Genomic DNA, 17832 nt, shown 5'->3' on the forward strand with positions numbered 1-17832 from the left:
TGACTGAAAATAATGGATATTTCTATGATTATGCTGATAGTCCACATGCATACTTTAGTATTAAAGAATTGAGACTCACTTTCACGTTGTACTCTAAATCTAGAATTGGTGTACATGAATATAGATCGAACTTAATACACGAATCTCATGTTTTTTAATGAGTTTCGGAACTTACTTCAAGTATCTTGTCTATCCTCTTCATTACTCCATTATCTATAGTTCCTGCATGTATCTTGATTAGCTCTATTATTTCTTGTTTTTCGATTTTATGAGTCTCCTTCTGCATTATGGACATCTGCGATATTACCTTTGATACCGTAGATGTAGAAAGGCAGAACTTTGATCCTAACCCTTTCCTAACTCTAGATATCAATTCCTTAAGGTCATTTACCGTTTCCTGAGTAAAGTTAAATCCATTAGCTTTCATCACTACCTCAACGTCTGAGTCTCCCTTAGGGCAATCCAAATAAAAGACGGAAAATCTTCTGGTAATGGCGTCGCCTATTTGATATAGGTTCCTTAAGTCCTTCAAGTTGATTGTCGCTATAACCCTCAACTTACTTAGGGGACTTTTCCCAGTGTTCTTCTCGTTCTCTATTACCTTAAGGAGTTGATATAGCTGAGGATCGGGCGGAAAAGACCTTATTTCTTCCATCAAAGAGGACGGAATTCTCCATTTAGAGGCGTCAGCGGATGAAAACATGGTGAAAAAGTCACCGAAAGCTTTGTCTATGTCTGCACGATTGAGCTCTTCTAATACTACGGGAAACAATGCGTTATCTGGTATTTCAGATGCCTTCACGTAAGCTCTGAGAATTACTCCGGGCTTCCAAGAGATTGATCCTCTCCTCAGGGTCTCTCCTCCTATTAAATCCCTTCTCGTCCAAAGCGCGTTAGCGGTAACCTTCTCGCCGTTAGAACAAAGTGAATCTGCTATGGTTGTAGCTATTTCAGTCTTTCCTACTCCTGGCGGTCCTACAAGCAAAATGTTTCCTATCCTCAGGGACGCAAACATGAAGTCTAAAATTCTAGGATTCTGAAGATAGAGATTGTTAGAAATTAAATCTTTAGCTTCCTCAAGTGCTTTTTCCACCGATTTACATTGGGGATTCGCATTATTTACTTCTTCTGTAATGATACCTTGAGATAGATCTTCAAGTTCATTTGTTATCTGTTTATAGAATTTATAAGTTTCCTCTACCTCTCCGCTCTGGATCTTGGACATGATGAAATCTTTCACACCGCTTATGTAGTTCGAATCACTGTAACAGTTATTAGACTGAGAAGCTTGTACACCCTCTATTTCTTCTCCTACTGCGTTTCTCAAGATAGAAGGGACTTGGTCTTGAAGGTTTCCTCCCTTTCTTAACCACTCTAGTATCTCAGGTATGCTTTCACGGATTGAGTTTCTCACGGATCTGGACAACCATATTACCTTCATTCTGAATCTAAGAATCCAGTACTTCTCGTTTGAGCCAGATTCCTCCTTCCAATATCTGAAATTTCTGACTGAATCTATATTAATATCTGTTATTATTCCAGCTCCTATAAATCCCCTTTTTTTCTTTTCATTCGATGGTACGTAAAGTAAGCTTATCATAAGCTTGTTGAGTGATGGTACCATATCTATTCTAGAGCCATCATTTTTAAGATAAGACAAGAAGTATCTTTTGAAAAGCGCTGAAAAAGGATACCCAACTGGCTCACTCCCATTCCCTCTGCCATTGATCTTCACCGAACCTTTGCTATCTCCCCAAATTAAGTAACCCGGTTCTCCGAGAATGGAATAAATTAAAGATGCATCCATGTCGAACGGTGAATCTGAGCTATCTCTAAAAATACATGGAACGATTTCAGAGTTCTCATGAGATAAATAATCCTTCATTCCTTCTACACTTTCAATGAGCTTAAATTCGTTCCTAATACTAAACCAATTGGAATACATTTACCTCTATCTTTTTAGAGCAATTTAATAAAAATTTTGCACGAAAGGTCAGAAGTCTCCCAAACCTCATATAATACTTAGTATTTTTCTCTAAAATTTTTAGCTATAACTTCTCAATTTAATAGAAAATATTCTTATTATATTCAATTAACTTTTAGTAACTTAGTATAGACAGAGGCGGGATAGATTCGAGTAACTCTCTGTCAATATTTCACAAGATGTAGTTTGAGGGATATGAAGATAAGAGATAAGGGAGTTACAATCTTAATTCCAGATGAGATATCGGATAAAGTATTTAAAAATCTAGGAAATGAATATAATATTAAAAAGCAGAAAAAAGATATCTAATTATAGTTTTAAGGTATTCGCTACCTTTTTTGTTCACTAAAAGGATACTTTTGTATTCCTTGATCAAGGAAAAGGGGACCATTTCGTGGGAAAGTGAAGGATGTATATGTAAAGAGTTAAGTCCTCTTTAAATAAGGAAAAATAATCTCCTAAAAAGAAGTTCGTATAAATTTTTTAGTAAACTAAATATAATATTTATATTTCATGCAAAAACCCTTGTTTTTCATTCCTACATTTCTCTATTCCTTTCCATCTTCTCTCTCTTCCTTGATGATCTCACATGATAAAATGGAATTACTGAACAAGCTTACGTGATTCAAGGCTTCATTAATTATTTCCTTCACATGTTCGTCGTTCAGCTTATATATTACATTTTTCCCCTTTCTTTCCCACTTTACCACTCCGCAGTTCTTTAGGCACGCCATATGATGTGAGACCAACGGCTGTGATTTCCCTACTCCCTTACAGATCTCCTGAACTGAGGCCTCACCGTTCTTCAGGAGGAACATTACAATTCTAAGCCTAGTGGAATCTGCAAGGGCTGAGAAGAATGATTCCAACTCTGCCATCAAGGCGAAGTCTTCAGTTTTCTCTTTTTCCATAATTACTCTATTGCTCTTCAGCCTTTTAAGTTGAATGGTTATATATATAAATATATGTTTATATATGATAAGAAGAGAAGTATAGTTGATGAAAGATGAAATTAAACCTTAGAATAGAAAAAGAAGATGAAAATAAGTGTGAATACTGTGGGAAACCTCTAACTCCAGAGAACGTGTACTCTAGAGAAATGAAAGGTAAGGTACACTACTTCTGCTGTTCTCATTGCGCAGACGCTTTTGAGAAAAAAGAGAACGAGTCACATTGTTGTTAGTGATATGTCATGAAGTTGGTTATACTAGGCTACGGAGCTGCAGGCTTTGCAGCAATGATAAAAGCTAACGAACTGGGAGTGAAGCCCGTCCTCATAGGTAGTGGTCCTTTAGGAGGCACGTGTGTGAACGTGGGTTGCGTCCCATCTAAGACATTGCTCCACGAGGGAGAGATAGCAAGACAATGCGGTAAGAACGCGGACTTCTCCAAATCCATGGAGATCAAGAACAACATAGTAGAGGAGATGAGGAAGAAGAAATACGAGGACGTGCTGTCCTCCTATGACGTGGAGCTAGTGGAAGGCAAAGCTCATTTCATTTCCCCTAAAGCAGTGAAGGTAGGAGAAAAGATAGTGGAAGGCGACAAATTCATCATAGCAACTGGTTCATCTCCTTCAATTCCAGACATCCCCGGATTGAGGGAAGTAGGATTCTGGACTAACGTTGAGGCTCTCTCATCAAGGAAAGTTAACTCTTTAATCGTGGTAGGAGGAAGAGCTCTTGGCGTAGAGTTCGCTCAGATGTACGCCAGGATGGGTGTAGACGTTGCTTTGCTGCAGAGAAGTCGAGTGCTTCTCCCTGACTGGGAACCTGAAGTGTCAATCGAAGCTAGGAATATTTTAGAAGACGATGGTGTAGTTGTAGCTACTAACGTCAGGGTGAAGGAAGTGAGGAAAGGATTAGAGAAGGTAGTGGTGACTGATAAGGGTGAGGTAGAAGCTGACGAGATACTCATGGCTACTGGAAGGAAACCTAATGTCGATCTTAACCTTGAAGTTGCAGGCGTGTCGCTAAATGATAGGGGAGGTGTGAAGGTGAACGACGCTCTTCAAACATCAAATCCTAACGTTTATGCCGCAGGTGACGTAATAGGTGAACCAATGCTGGAGGCTGTAGCTGGGAGAGAAGGTTCCTTAGCATCGGAGAACGCGATCACAGGGTCCAGAAAGGGAGTAGATTTCCTCAGCGTTCCGAGAGCGGTCTTCGTCCAACCTAACATAGCCAGCGTCGGACTCAGGGAAATGGATGTTCCTCAGGCTGAGAGCAGAAAAGTTATGATGAAGGACATTGCAAAAGGTAGGATAGTGAACAGTGGAGGTTTCATAAAGATGGTAACTCAACAAGGAAGAGTAATGGGAGTATCTATGGTAGGCGAAAATGCCGCTGACGTAATAAACGAGGCTGCATTAGCAATCAAGATGAGAGTAACCGTAGATGACTTAATAGACACTATACATCTGTTTCCTACAATGGGTGAGGCGATCAGAATAGCTGCAATTTCATTCAGAGGAGATGTAAAGAGAATGAGCTGTTGTGTCTAAGCGAAATACCTTAGGGTATTTTAGACTTCATATGCTAGCTTCAACTTGTCTTTGAACCCTTCAACGCCTGATCATCAAAATAGGCACGAAAACAAAACCTATATCAGGTATTAGTAGAATATTTGGAAAAAGAAGTATACGAGTACAAGTAATGGACATTTACCTCCTTAAAGTAGGATCTTCTCCTCCCTTAACGCCATTTAACATAACAAATATACATGATTTCCACATCATATTATATAGCTATCTAATCTATAAAACAACTCTCTTCATTAACTATATCTATCTCTATTTTATTTCTTGTTTACTAGATATTTTAAATATCTTAATTAGAATATAATTTATGATTAAATAAGTTATAAGAAAGCTATGAAAGGATAGCCTAGTTAAGAAAATAATATATTGACATTAATTTCTAATAGAAATTAGTTTACTTTGATTTATTGCACTTGCATAGTCCAATTATATAAAGAGTACCCCATTATAGAGGTGCCAGTAGAGTCATTGTTGAATTCCATTCCTACTTGCACAGCATCTAGGTAATATTCGCTCTCATTTAGATTTCTGAAGACCTTCCCCATGAAAGAAAAGTTTTCCTGAACCATGGTAGTTAGAGGTACTGTCACTTTACCCTCTAGTTGTTGTTGACTTACGTAGTAGACTCCAATCCACCCGTCTCCGCTTCCGGTGTGAGGTAAGATATAGACTGAGAAGTTTAGGTTTTCATGACTACCGTTAACTATGGACGGAACTACAAAACTGCCCTCATATTTAAAGTAGCTTGAAGTTATTTCTTCCTGATGATATAACCATATCATAATTTCTACGTCTGGGAATTTTAAATAAGTTGTAGTTGGATTTTGGCTCATCCATATATCGTAAGAAAAGTCATCAATTGAACCTTTATCTAACCATAACGAATAATAAAGGCATGATTGAATCTGAGGTAGGTTCTCCACTGGAGCAGGAAGTTCTAAGAGAGGAGATTCTATACTGTGACCAGCAAAGGGAAACCAACATTCCTCTCCATACATAACTCCAGGGTATCCATTTACACCTATATTAGGAGAAATCTTGTGAAAATCAGTCATGTTTATGTCCACATTCAATATGGGTCCGTCATAAGTCATATTAACATACCCTTTAGCAAATTTCATGTTCCATATAAAAGGAGATACTAGAAGGGACGCATCAGGAGTGTAAGCTTCTGACATCGAATAAGCGCTGTCGCTCTGATGGTGACCTAGAATAGTGAAAGTACCACCAGAATTATACAGAAGTATTTCTGATGCATTTGATGAGATAAAACCTGGCTTATTGCTTAATGATGAAGGTATGTTATTGATGCTAGAAGTAACAGTAGACGAATTTTCCTTTGAAGATGGGCTTAAAGTGGAATGTTGGAGTATGAAGAAAGAGAATAAAATGATTATAATAATTAACAACGAAAGAATAATAGCTACGGATCTAGTTTTCACATCAATAAAACTGTAATACACAGTATTAAACTATTTTCTAGAAAACTAGAGAGAATCATGAAATTCATCAAAACCATTTCTTAAAGTAGAAGGGAAAATAAATCTAATTCTTTTTACGTGGTAACAATATAAACATGAAGAAAATCGCTATACGAACAATAAAGAGTAAAGGTACTCCGTCGTAACTTATACTTAAAGCTGATATAATCTCTCCCACTGGAGTTGGTTTTGACGGAACGTTTAGTACGATGTTCTTAGTTATGACTTGGGGTTTCCCTTGAGAGCTGTAAAATATCTTAACTGTTATGTTGTAGAAATAAGAGTTACCATTAAGACAATCAACAAGAAGACAAGCAAGATTAAATTAAATAACTTCAATCATTTTTTAATTCTATAGAATAGCTTTATCCTTGATTTCATTATAAACTTCGGCAAATAACTTCTTAATACAAATACAGAAAATATAACTACCTCATTATTAAGAAAGATGTCTTTAATTCTTTTGAGTATTACTTAAATAAAAGATATTAATAATATGTATTAACTTGTTAGAGTATGTTCTAAAGATCTTCGAGTGTTAATATCTATCTACTTCTTATTAGTTATTATTATGAATGCCTAGATCAAGATCGACGTTATACCCTACTTCAACGCTGTATAACATACCACTAGTTATAACTAAGTTATAACCCCTGTCCTATAAGGTGATACATGTAATGTATTTACTTCTTTTCTATAAAACTATTCTTATTAATTTTTAATATCTCAAAACAAAGGAATATATGATTCATACTACTATTTTAAAGTAAACATTTTAAACGTTAATGGAATTAACAAAGAACTCATTTTATGTCAGGGGAATATGATAATGTTTAATAATTTTTTATCACATTACCGAGAATCTTTATATTGTTTTTATGTTAATTCTCTTCAATGTTCCTATCACAGCGTGAGATGGAAAAACTCCTTCTCTCCTGGGCTGCTGAATTAGCCAGGAGAAGGAAAGCTAAGGGAATTAAGTTGAATTATCCAGAGGCAGTAGCGTTAATCAGCGACTTTATCATAGAATCAGCAAGAGAAGGGAAGAGAATGGATGAAATAATATCAGAGTCACAAAATCTCCTCAGCGAAGAAGACGTAATGCCTGAGGTACCAGACATGATAGATATTCTGCAAGTAGAGGCAACGTTCCCAGATGGAACTAAGTTGGTTACAGTGAGGAACCCAATTAAGGGTAAAGGCAAAGAGAGAGTGAAGTTAGGAGATGATGACATTGAGGTTCAGGAACAAGGTGAAGTGGAGATAACCGTGAGAAACACGGGAGATAAACCAATTCAAGTGGGTTCTCATTATCATTTCTTCGAGGTTAATAAAGCCCTTTTCTTTGATAGGGAGAAAGCTCTAGGCATGAGGCTCGACATTCCTTCGGGAACATCAGTGAGGTTTGAGCCGGGGGAAGAGAAAAAGGTGAAACTTACTAGAATTAAAGGTAAGACGAGGATAGTAGGATTGAACGGATTAACTGAGGGATCCCCTGATCATAACAAGGGAGAAGCTATGAGGAGAGCTAGAGAGAGGGGATTTGCGTGAAGATAGAGAGAAAAAGATACTTCGACCTATATGGTCCTACAGTAGGCGACTCCTTGAGGTTAGCCGATACAGACCTTTGGATAACCTTAGAGAAGGATCTAATCTCACACGGCGATGAGCTAGTATTTGGAGCGGGAAAGACGAGCAGAGACGGAATAGGAGTTTATCCCCTAGCATCCAAGGAAGAGGAAATGGATCTCGTAATAACTAACGTAATAGTAATGGATCCTGTGATCGGAATTATTAAGGCAGACGTGGGAATCAAGGACGGTTTGATAGTTGGAATTGGACATGCAGGAAATCCATTCACCATGGATGGAGTAACTATGGTGGTTGGAGGAGGAACAGAGGTGCTATCTGGAGAAGGTTTGATTGCCACGCCGGGCTTCATAGACTCTCACGTTCATTGGATAGCCCCGCAACAGACCTACGATGCTATATCCGCTGGGTTCACAACTATAGTAGGCGGAGGAACCGGTCCAGCCGAGGGAACTAAGGCTACCACAGCAACGCCGGGAAAATGGAATATTGAGATGATGTTAAAGGCATTGGATCAGATGCCAATAAACGTGGGTTTGACTGGGAAGGGTGTCTCTTCAAGACCTGAGCTGGAGAGACAGATAGAGTCTGGTGTCCTAGGCTTCAAGGTTCATGAGGATTGGGGAGCCATGCCCAGGGTGATAGATGAGACCCTCACGGTTGCCGACGAATATGACGTTCAAGTCACAATACATACCGACACGTCAAACGAGAGCGGCTACTACGAGGACACTGTGAGTGCCATAGGAGGTAGGACAATTCACGCGTATCATGTAGAGGGTGCCGGCGGAGGTCATGCGCCTGATATAATAAGAATTGTTGGAGAACCTAATGTTCTTCCTTCCTCTACTAATCCTACCAAACCTTTCACGGTCCACACTTATGAGGAACACCTCGAAATGTTAATGGCTGTACATCACCTTAACCCAAAGATCCCCGAGGACGTTGCCTACGCCGAGTCGAGGATAAGGGACGAGACAATGGCTGCAGAGGATTATCTTCACGATCTAGGAGCAATCAGTATGATGAGCTCTGACTCCCAGGCCATGGGGAGGGTTGGAGAGAGTGGAATAAGGACGTTTCAACTAGCTCATAAAATGAAGACATTGAACCTTAACGCGATGGACGATAATCAGAGAGTCCTGAGATATTTAGCTAAGGTTACAGTGAACCCCGCCATAACCCACGGCATATCCTCATACGTGGGTTCCCTCGAGCCAGGAAAGATAGCCGATATAGTACTTTGGGACCCAAGATTCTTCGCAGTTAGACCTTACATGGTGATAAAGGGAGGTGCAGTTGCATGGGCACTCATGGGAGAAACCAATGCCTCGGTTGCATACGCTCAGCCGGTTTGGTATAAGCCTATGTTCGGTGCCATGGCTAATACTTCTTATGTGTTCTCCTCGGCTGACGGGGTTGAGAACGTGCGAAAGCTGGGACTCAGGAAGGGAGTTCTACCGGTTAAGAACACTAGGAAGATAGGAAAAAAGGACATGGTGAGAAACGATAAGTTACCTAAGATAGAGGTAGACCCAGACTCTTACACGGTGAAGGTAGACGGAGTTACGCCGAAGGTTCCTCCAGCTGAGAGGCTTCCATTGACTCAACTTTATCATTTATTCTAGTGATCTCCATGAGAACTGTGAAAAGTCTAGGAATTATTCCTTCCAATGATGCTGTTCCAGTAGAGGTAGATCGAGACGTCTTTGAGAGAACTAGGAGGTGGAAGCTGAACACTCCCCTGGGGGAGCTGGTAATTGAACCTATAGGTAGACCTCTCCAGGAAGGAGAAGTGTTACTTACAGATACCGGTGAAAAGATTGTCCTGATTCAGAAAGATGAACCCGTACTCATTTTCTCATATGATTCTATCTCTTCCTTCATCCTGGGATACAAGTTAGGCAATCTTCACCTTCCTGTAATGGTAGATGGAAATAGAGCCCTAGTTCCGAAGAGGTTCCCAGACGAGTTCTACAGACGGGTATTGGAAGGTTTAACCTATATTGAGGGAAGGGCTAAGTTTAAACCCAACGTGAATAAGGTGGAAGTTTAATGGAAGAAGGCACGAACAAATCTCTCAACATGAAGGCTTTCAGACTTTTCGACTCCAGCCTCCCCACAGGCTCATTCAATTTTTCGTCTACAGTTGAGGAGGCCCACTATGCAGGGTTGAATCTAAGTGACTATATAAGGTCAGTGTACAAGAACTCCGTGTTAAAAGGTGACGTAGTAGCAGTGAAAATAGCTTACGATGATCCATTTAGGGCGGATCGGCTGGTCTTTGCCTCAAAGCTCACCAAGGAAATGAGGGAGGCTTCTGTCTCTATGGGTAGATCTTTAGCAGACTTGAGGTTGTGTGTGACTCAGTTCCAGGAGGCTGTGTTGGAGGGAAACACCCCGGGAACTTATCCTGCAGTTGTGGGAGACACATGTAGATGTTACGGTCTAGACGTTAGAACATGCATGGAAGGTTTAGCTTACAGCGAGCTATCTCAGATGGTGAATTCAGCAGTTAGGCTTGGAGCAATGGACTTCAAGGAAGGTCAACGTTTAATCTCCTCTCTCCTTGAGTTCGTGGAATATCAGGAGTTCTTCCCGTGCAACCCTATTACAGAGGTTCTCTCAAGGGAGCATGAGAGAAGGGAACCAAAGATGTTTAACTCGTGAGGTGAAGTAAAGACGATTAAAGTAGGAGTCCTTGGGCCCTTAGGGTCGGGAAAGACCACTCTAATAGAATTCATAGCCAAGTCACTTTCACCTCAACACGAGGTAGCGATAATAACCAACGACGTAATATCCAATTATGATGCAGAGAGGATATACAGAGACTTGGTAACCTCTGGAATAATTAGGAAGGAGAACTTGATTGGGATAGTGACTGGAGGTTGTCCTCACACTGCAATTCGAGAGGATCCCTCCATTAACCTGAGAGCTTTAAACAACCTTGTCAAGAAGGAGAAACCTCCGGACTTAATATTGCTTGAGAGTGGTGGAGATAACGTCATGTCTACCTTCAGTCCTTCCCTTGCAGACTATACTGTCTACGTATTGGACACGGCTGCTGGAGATAAATATCCTAAGAAGGGAGGTCTTGGAATAATGGAGAGTGACCTTCTGGTCATCAATAAGATTGACTTAGCTCCTTTCGTAGGGGCAGACTTGGAAAAGATGAAGAAAGATGCATACGAAGTGAGGAAAGGAAAACCCTTCATTATGGTGAGCCTGAAGACGGGGGAAGGGTTGAACTCGTTGTTACAAATCCTAAGGGATGACTTAGGTGTATAACTATCTAAGAGTTGAGAAGGACGAAGATAGGATCATGGTGAAAAGGATAGGATCAATTAATGCATTAGTTTCATGGGATAATTGGGTAGTGATTGCAAACCCTTCCGAGGTAATGGCGCATGAGGATAAGACTATAGTTGAGATACATGGAAACTTGAAGGTTACTGAAGCCTCATTCACCAAGGTGATGAGTGACTCCAAGGTTACACTTGAGTATTACGTGACTGGAGAAGACGTAGTGATTGAGATGAAACCTCTTCTCCTTTACGACGGAGCTTCGTGCAATGTGAGGTGGAAAGTGAAGTCTCGTAACTTGAGACTAATCGAAACCGTGGTGTTAGGAAGGACTCATCACGGGGAAGTCTTCAGGAAGGGCTCGTTAAAGTCGGTTACAGAGGTGATGGATCAGGATGGAATGTTAAAGGTATATGATACAATGGAGATAGTAGATCAAGCATGGATGGATCCTAACTTCGCCGGAGGCAATGTTATCAAAACTATTATAGACATGAAGAATGGAGAGCCGGAAGTCATTAGGTCAGTGGAGAGATGGTATTCATGAACTATTATGGAAAGGGTCTTCAGCGCGCTCAGAATAAACATCGCTCACTGTTATCCATTTAGCTAGTTCATAAATAGCTAGTTGATAAAGAAAGCAAGTTTTCCATTTTGGAGTTTATGCATAAGTAATAACCGACTCCTACAATGACTTTAATTTTCAAGAAATATATTTCTAACTTTTTTTACATATTAAAATCTATTTTTATTTATCTCATCGAATAGTTATAACTAATAGTAAACTAAAGATAATATTAAGAATAGTATTAAAGCGTTAAATAAAAACTTAAAACTATATTATATTTATGTGATATCCCTTTCTTATTTCGCTAGAAAGATTCATCAGTGGACATGTTCATCCCGCCTTCTTTAGCTTTCCTTAGGGCGAATTCAGCAACCTCTAAGTGTTTCCTAACGTCTTCCTCACTGTGACTTATGGACAAAGTCCACTCTTCGTTGAATCCTCCCATAGGTATTACTCCTCCAGAAAGGCAAGCAAAGAAGTATGTGAACCACCTCGATATGTCACTAGATATGAATTCCTTATAATTTTCTGGAACTTCCTTAGAGAAGAAAACGGTTCCGCTTGTTCCCCATGATGCAACCGAGACGTCAACTCCTAGGTCTTCTCCTATCTCCTCGTAACCTTTGGTAAGCATTCTATTGAGTCTCCTCATATGGTAGAAAGCATCCTCGGTCAATATCTCCTTCAAAGTCACAAGTGATGAACTCACGGACACAGGATTAGCGTTATAAGTTCCTCCATGTGCAGTTTTTCCTGGTCCTATTGTTTCCATAACCTCTCTCTTTCCTGCAATTACGGATAAGGGAAAACCGCCAGTGATGGCCTTTCCCAATATCATTAAGTCTGGTTCGAGAGAAAATTCCCCCTTAGCTCCAGAATAAGCCTTTCCGCCGGTCTTAGTCTCATCGAAGATCACCAACGCCCCTTTCTCCCTGGCTATTCTCATCGTTTCCCTCAGGAACTCCTCATCTGTTGGAACCAAACCCATGTTCATTGCAACCGGTTCCATGATGATAGCTGCAACATCCTCGTCCACTGACTTCTCAAGCTGTTCTAAGTCGTTCCAATCCAATACCAATGTGTTTGTGACTACTTCCTCGGGGATTCCAAGGGAGGACATCGTCTTTCCCTTCGGCACGGGTGGGTTCACATTTACTAGCAGTTGATCATGGCTGCCGTGATAATGCCCCTCGAATTTGATAATTTTCTTTCTTCCTGTGAAGGCTCTAGCAATCCTGATTGAATGCATAGTTGCCTCTGTACCCGTGGAAGAGAATCGGACCATGTCCATCTTGTATCTCCTGGAAATTTCTCTTGCAAGTTCACCCGTCTTGTAGTACTCAAAACCTAGAATGCTCCCCTCTTGTATTGCCTTTTCCACTTCACGAACTATCTTTTGGTTTCCGTATCCTACCTCCATTACACCAAAACCTAAATTGTAATCTACGTATTCATTGCCGTCTATATCCCACACGTGAGAACCTTTTCCTTTTCTTATATAGAGTGGATATGGCTCAAAATATCTATAATTGCTGCTTACGCCAAAGGGCATTACCTTCTTATTCTCGTTGAAGAGATTAAGTGATCCAACAGTGATAGATGTATAGCTCTTCAAGACGGGTCACCTAGAGAAGAAGTTTTTCCTTTTTCTCTACTTTACCCATAAAATGGGGTAACTTGAACTGAAACTTTTGGGACTTTCGACATACCAACTTAGACACCTACTATAATAAACATTAAGCTATTTTATATTCCTTTTGGTTTAAAAAATATTCATATTTATAGGAGATAAGATGAAAAATGATGTAAGGAAAACGAATTAAACCTTCCATGATTTTGAAAAGTGATTCTAAATATTATATTTTGTAATATAAAGAGAATAAATTTTCCTGAATGGAAGAATCATATCCTCAACGCTACTTTTCTTTTAGTTACTAAGGGTAAAAACTAATCTATTTTGAAGTTATCATGGTAACTACATAGTCATAATGAAAAGTTTTCACAGCATATTGTTGAAAATATTTAAACTTATTCCATGTCTTTAATTGGATTAAAAATGGGAGAGACTGACAACAAGGTATCTAAGGTATTCCTGAGGGAATCCTCAGGTTTAGTAAGGGAGGTCAGTCCCTGGTCATCAATGATGGCTACCTTCGCGTTGGTGACTGGAGGAGTTCCAATATTGATCATATCATGGCTGTGGTTAGCACCTGGGATAAACTGGCCGCTTTCATATGCAATAACATTAATTCCTACGCTCAGCATGGCTTTCCTGTTTTACGTTGCAGGAGTATCTATGCCTAGGTCGGGAGGCGACTATGTGTTCAACAGCAGAGCTATTCACCCTGCAGTTGGTTTTATAAACTATTTTGGACTTTTCATAGCCTTTGCGCTTTCTTTGGGGCTCTACAGCTTCCTTGGAGCTAGATGGTTCGCCTATTTGTTCTCGGGTTTAGGGTTTTATTACGGCAATTCTACGCTAATTAGTTTTGGCAACTTCTTCTCCAGTACGACTGGAAGCGTAATTGTAGGAGTGTTAATAGTCCTCGTTGGAGCTCTCATAAGCTTTTACACTAAGTTCTTGTGGAAATTCATTCTTATTAGTGGGGTGATCTCATTCATCACTACCGCGATAATGTTCGCGTTTCTAACTACAATTCATCCTGCTCAATTCTCCGCGTCTTTGGCAGCTGCAAGCGGAGTCAAGAACGCTTACAATGAGGTAATTAGTAACGCTGAAAGTAACGGGCTATCATTCGTCCCCAATCCGTTACTTTACGTGTTTATGGGTATTCCTGTAATATGGTACTTTCTAACGTGGTATAATCTACCCGCTTCATGGTCTGGAGAAATGAAGACTGTAAGGAAGAACGTTTTATATTCCGTCTTGTTAGCTATCCTTATAATAGGAGCTTATTACATTCTGTTCACCCAGCTAAACTTGGACGCATTCGGCGAGAAATTTCTCACCTCCTGGGGTTATATATCGTGTAACGGAGTAAGCGATCCGGTCTTCAACACGTTTTCCTCCATATCTACGTTTACTCCCTTCTTCGCCTTAATAACCACTGGTAATGTATTCATGTACTTTATCATGTTCATAGCTTTCTGGTTACCGAACTTTTACAGCAATCCTCCACTTGTTATAGCGCTAACAAGGTACATGTTTGCATGGTCCTTCGACAGACTATTCCCTGAATGGTTCGCTGATGTAAACTCCCGCTTACACGTTCCGGTGAAGTCCACCGCCTTTGTAGCTGGTCTAGGCGTGGTAGGAGTCCTCATGTACGCTTATCTGCCCTTCATTTCGATTGTGGATGTTACAGTAATATTCGAGCTAAGTTACGCTATCTTCGCACTCTCGGCAGGGCTAATGCCTTTCGTTAGAAGGAACATGTATGAGAGCACGGTTCCATTCAAGAGAAAAGTGTTAGGAATTCCTGTAGTTTCCTGGCTAGGATTCCTTACATTCGGTTTCCTGATGTATGCCCTTGCTATAACTTGGGGAAATCCGGTACTCTTACCAATAAACTCTCCTACATTGATTTCCTTGGCTCTCATTTATGGAGTTGGTGCTGCAATATATATAACAAGTTACATTATGACGAAGAAGAAAGGAATAGAACCACAGCTAATATTTAAGGAGATTCCTCCGGAGTGATAAACTTGAAGGTTGCAGTCTTGGGAGGCTCAGGCCTCATAGGAAGCGTAATTGTAATGGAACTCGTAAAAAGAGGTCATAATGTAACAGTAATGGACTTGGTACCTCCCAATCCGTTGGAGAGTGACTTCGTGAAGGTGGATTTACGTGAAGTTGATAATACAGCGTCAAAGTTAAGGACTTTCGATCTAGTGATTAACTCAGCCCAATATTACTTTAACATGGAAGCAATGAGAGCTTCATTGAAGGCCGGGGTGAACTACATGGATCTGGGAGGACTTTTCTGGATGACTAGGAAACAGCTAGAGCTACACAAAGAATTTGAAAAAGAAGGTCTCCTAGCCTTAGTTGGGATGGGTGCAGAACCAGGGGTAACTAACGTAATTGCAAGGAAAATGAGGGAGGAATACGGAATTCCGAGGGAGATACACCTTAGGGACGGTTGGAGATCTACACTGGATAACGTGAACTGGAGCGTGGATACTCAACTGGATGAGGCTACTATGGACGCGCCGATTTGGGACGGAGAGATCAAGTTTTTCCCTCCCTTTTCAAGGCAGGAAGAGGTGGAATTCTCAATCGGAAAGATCAGGACTTACCTTACTATACATAGCGAGCTCGCTACGTTTCCTTCCTCCTTCCCTGGCACTCTTAAGATAGACTGGATGGAGGGAGGAACTGGGTTCGAATGTATATTCCTTCTAGGAAAGATCTTTGGAAGTGGTGAGGTGAGGGGGACGAAAAGCAGAGATCTGTTAAAGGAGGCTATGAGGGAGAAGGGATTGATAGGCTATTCAGGGATTACCCCTGACGAAGTGGAAGCAGCTAAGGTGATCTTCGTCTACGAAGAAAAGAAAATAGAGGCAGAGTTTGTTGCAACTCCTCATGGTAGATTCGACGGAACCCAGTTTGTCACTGGAATCTCACCTGTACTAGCTATGGATGCTGGACTGAAAGGAGAGGGAGTTCTTCCGCCAGAGAAAGTAATAACTCCAGACCCATTTCTGGAAGCCTTGAAGAGAGAGGGGATCTCCCTAGAGTTCAGGGAGACAGCTTAACTTTACATATTTTTTATCGCAAATCCCTTCCTCCATAAGGGCCCAAGTATTTTATCATTCTTTTTCCTTTACATATTCTCTGCAACTTCAAAATATAAAATTTAATTCTATATATTTTTATTAATACTTTGGATCTATGATGTCTAACAAAATGCTTTTATTAAAAAAAGTTAAAACATATAATTTTGAGATTCGTAACAAAATTAAGAGATAACCCAAATGAAGTTATTGCAGATATCTGAATCTATTCCCCTCTTCTCCAAACTCTGCTTCTTCCTTTCCTTATCTCAAGTACACGGTGGACTGGTATTACGGTCTCTTCGTCCCTCAAATAGACATAATAGTTGTCAACCCTCTCTATCTCTTTGAAGGGAATCTCAGTTATTCCCTTGAAGCGGTCTAAGATCACAAGTGTGAATAGATCTACCTCATCATGATGCTTCCATAGCACCATGTTGATCGCTTCCTTTATTCTCAAGCATCTCTTCCTCAATTTCACATAGTTAAGAGACCTTTTTATTTCACCTATATCGTTGTATATATCATGAGACAAATAGATGCTTTAAAGTCGCCCAGGTTCACCCAAGTTTCCACGTTCGGTAGATTGCCCCTCATTCAGGACCTACACGACGTGAAGGCATTCTTCGTGGGAATACCCTTTGATGACGCCACTACCTATAGGCCCGGTGCAAGGTTTGGTCCCATGGGAATAAGACAAGGATCCCGACTTCTAAGACCTTATAATCAGTTCCTTGACGTGTACACCTTCGATGAGCTAAATGCGTGCGATGTGGGGGATATTAATGTTATTCCAGGATATATTATGGATACCATGAAGATAATTGAGGAAGAAATGATAAAACTTGCCGGAAGCGGAACTCCTTTCATAGCCGGAGGAGACCACTCCATTACCTTACCTATCCTCAGGGCAATGGCAAAGGTTCATGGAAAAGTAAATTTGGTTCACTTCGACTCTCACTATGACTTCTGGGACACTTACTGGGGAAAGAAGTACACCCACGGATCATGGCTAAGGAGAGCTTTGGAGGAGAACTTGCTGGAGGAGGTTATACAAGTTGGTATAAGAGGGTCAACTTTCTCCAAGGATGACCTTCATGACAGGGAAAAGCTCGGAGTGACTAGCTTTACGATAAGAGATGTGAAGAAGAGTATGGAGGCGGTAATGAAGGAGATAAATTCCCTTAAAGGAAAAACGTATGTCTCTTTTGACATCGATGCTGTGGATCCGGCTTTCGCTCCTGGAACAGGAACGCCAGAAGTAGGAGGATTGACCAGCTATGAAGCTATGGAAATGATTAGGGGATTAAACGTTAATATAGTCGGCTTCGACGTGGTAGAGGTTGCACCCTCATACGATGTGTCAGAGGTAACCTCTATGCTTGCGGCAAACCTCATCTATGAAGCAATGAGCGTCAAGGCGAAGAGGTGAATCACCATAATCATCTAAATTTACTCCATGAATTTCTTCTCAGATCAAGTGAGGAAAAAGGAGAAATGGAAAATGATAGAGAAAAAAGAGTAACAGAAGAATTATTTGAATAACTCTTACATGAGAAATATAAACTAACTATGTTCCTTGTAGGAGTTCAATAGAGAACTGATATTGATGCAAATTCACTTTTTTGTT

General features: G+C 40.4%; 16 protein-coding genes. 11 read left to right on the top strand and 5 right to left on the bottom strand.

The genetic code is table 11. The annotated features are described in order from the left end of the window. Positions 1 to 154: 154 nt before the first annotated feature. Together RQ359_RS09750 and RQ359_RS09755 are read right to left on the bottom strand one after the other, a co-directional pair. A complete protein-coding gene (locus RQ359_RS09750) occupies positions 155 to 1945 on the bottom strand; it encodes an AAA family ATPase (protein ID WP_156016632.1) in 1791 nt (596 codons plus the stop codon). A gap of 587 nt (positions 1946 to 2532) precedes the next feature. Further along, positions 2533 to 2895: an ArsR/SmtB family transcription factor gene (locus RQ359_RS09755; RefSeq protein ID WP_173571513.1), complete on the bottom strand. Its 363-nt coding sequence runs from the start codon at positions 2893 to 2895 to the stop codon at positions 2533 to 2535. Between the two features lie 95 nt (positions 2896 to 2990). Between RQ359_RS09755 and RQ359_RS09760 the strand changes: the two genes are divergently transcribed. Both RQ359_RS09760 and merA read left to right on the top strand, forming a co-directional pair. Beyond that, the gene (locus RQ359_RS09760; protein ID WP_083477041.1) at positions 2991 to 3167 is read left to right on the top strand and encodes a TRASH domain-containing protein; all 177 of its coding nucleotides are present in this window, start codon (positions 2991 to 2993) and stop codon (positions 3165 to 3167) included. A gap of 9 nt (positions 3168 to 3176) precedes the next feature. After that, positions 3177 to 4487, top strand: coding sequence for a mercury(II) reductase (gene merA / locus RQ359_RS09765; protein WP_054839249.1), 1311 nt, complete (start codon positions 3177 to 3179; stop codon positions 4485 to 4487). A 440-nt stretch (positions 4488 to 4927) separates the two neighbouring features. Here merA and RQ359_RS09770 read toward each other — a convergent pair whose 3' ends face one another. After that, positions 4928 to 5965 carry a GH12 family glycosyl hydrolase domain-containing protein gene (locus RQ359_RS09770; protein WP_156016630.1) on the bottom strand — a complete coding sequence of 346 codons (1038 nt, stop codon included), beginning with the start codon at positions 5963 to 5965 and terminating at the stop codon, positions 4928 to 4930. 933 nt (positions 5966 to 6898) lie between these two features. Here RQ359_RS09770 and RQ359_RS09775 point away from each other — a divergent pair. The 6 genes from RQ359_RS09775 to RQ359_RS09800 are packed head-to-tail and all read left to right on the top strand — an operon-like array spanning position 6899 to position 11444. After that, entirely contained in the window at positions 6899 to 7555 is a 657-nt protein-coding gene (locus RQ359_RS09775; protein ID WP_054839056.1) for an urease subunit gamma, read from the top strand. Beyond that, the gene (ureC, locus tag RQ359_RS09780) at positions 7552 to 9222 is read left to right on the top strand and encodes an urease subunit alpha (protein WP_157043046.1); all 1671 of its coding nucleotides are present in this window, start codon (positions 7552 to 7554) and stop codon (positions 9220 to 9222) included. Before RQ359_RS09775 ends, ureC begins: the two co-directional genes overlap by 4 nt. Before the next feature lie 8 nt (positions 9223 to 9230). Next, complete coding sequence (locus RQ359_RS09785; protein WP_156016628.1) at positions 9231 to 9650, top strand: urease accessory protein UreE; 420 nt, start codon at positions 9231 to 9233, stop codon at positions 9648 to 9650. Then, positions 9650 to 10264, top strand: coding sequence for an urease accessory protein UreF (locus tag RQ359_RS09790; RefSeq protein ID WP_240900067.1), 615 nt, complete (start codon positions 9650 to 9652; stop codon positions 10262 to 10264). The genes RQ359_RS09785 and RQ359_RS09790 overlap by 1 nt, the downstream gene beginning before the upstream one ends. 15 nt (positions 10265 to 10279) lie before the next feature. Then, a complete protein-coding gene (gene ureG, locus RQ359_RS09795) occupies positions 10280 to 10882 on the top strand; it encodes an urease accessory protein UreG (protein WP_054839052.1) in 603 nt (200 codons plus the stop codon). Continuing rightward, positions 10875 to 11444 (top strand): urease accessory protein UreD, encoded by a 570-nt coding sequence (locus tag RQ359_RS09800; protein WP_054839051.1) that lies wholly within the window; start codon positions 10875 to 10877, stop codon positions 11442 to 11444. The genes ureG and RQ359_RS09800 overlap by 8 nt, the downstream gene beginning before the upstream one ends. Before the next feature lie 325 nt (positions 11445 to 11769). Here RQ359_RS09800 and RQ359_RS09805 read toward each other — a convergent pair whose 3' ends face one another. Further along, the gene (locus RQ359_RS09805; RefSeq protein WP_156016626.1) at positions 11770 to 13080 is read right to left on the bottom strand and encodes an aspartate aminotransferase family protein; all 1311 of its coding nucleotides are present in this window, start codon (positions 13078 to 13080) and stop codon (positions 11770 to 11772) included. A gap of 420 nt (positions 13081 to 13500) precedes the next feature. Here RQ359_RS09805 and RQ359_RS09810 point away from each other — a divergent pair, with 420 nt between their 5' ends. Both RQ359_RS09810 and RQ359_RS09815 read left to right on the top strand, forming a co-directional pair. Then, positions 13501 to 15126, top strand: a complete 1626-nt coding sequence (locus RQ359_RS09810) for an APC family permease (protein WP_240900065.1) — start codon at positions 13501 to 13503, stop codon at positions 15124 to 15126. Between the two features lie 5 nt (positions 15127 to 15131). Beyond that, positions 15132 to 16184: a saccharopine dehydrogenase NADP-binding domain-containing protein gene (locus tag RQ359_RS09815; RefSeq protein ID WP_156016624.1), complete on the top strand. Its 1053-nt coding sequence runs from the start codon at positions 15132 to 15134 to the stop codon at positions 16182 to 16184. A 244-nt stretch (positions 16185 to 16428) separates the two neighbouring features. On the opposite strand, the gene RQ359_RS09820 is transcribed toward RQ359_RS09815, so the two are convergent. After that, complete coding sequence (locus tag RQ359_RS09820) at positions 16429 to 16737, bottom strand: DUF504 domain-containing protein (RefSeq protein ID WP_256202130.1); 309 nt, start codon at positions 16735 to 16737, stop codon at positions 16429 to 16431. Here RQ359_RS09820 and speB point away from each other — a divergent pair. Next, the gene (speB, locus tag RQ359_RS09825) at positions 16729 to 17634 is read left to right on the top strand and encodes an agmatinase (protein ID WP_054839047.1); all 906 of its coding nucleotides are present in this window, start codon (positions 16729 to 16731) and stop codon (positions 17632 to 17634) included. The two genes, RQ359_RS09820 and speB, sit on opposite strands and share 9 nt — an antisense overlap. The last annotated feature ends 198 nt before the right edge of the window (positions 17635 to 17832 follow it).

It is taken from the genome of Sulfuracidifex metallicus DSM 6482 = JCM 9184, from assembly GCA_032834875.1.
GTDB classification, from domain to species: Archaea; Thermoproteota; Thermoprotei_A; order Sulfolobales; family Sulfolobaceae; genus Sulfuracidifex; species Sulfuracidifex metallicus.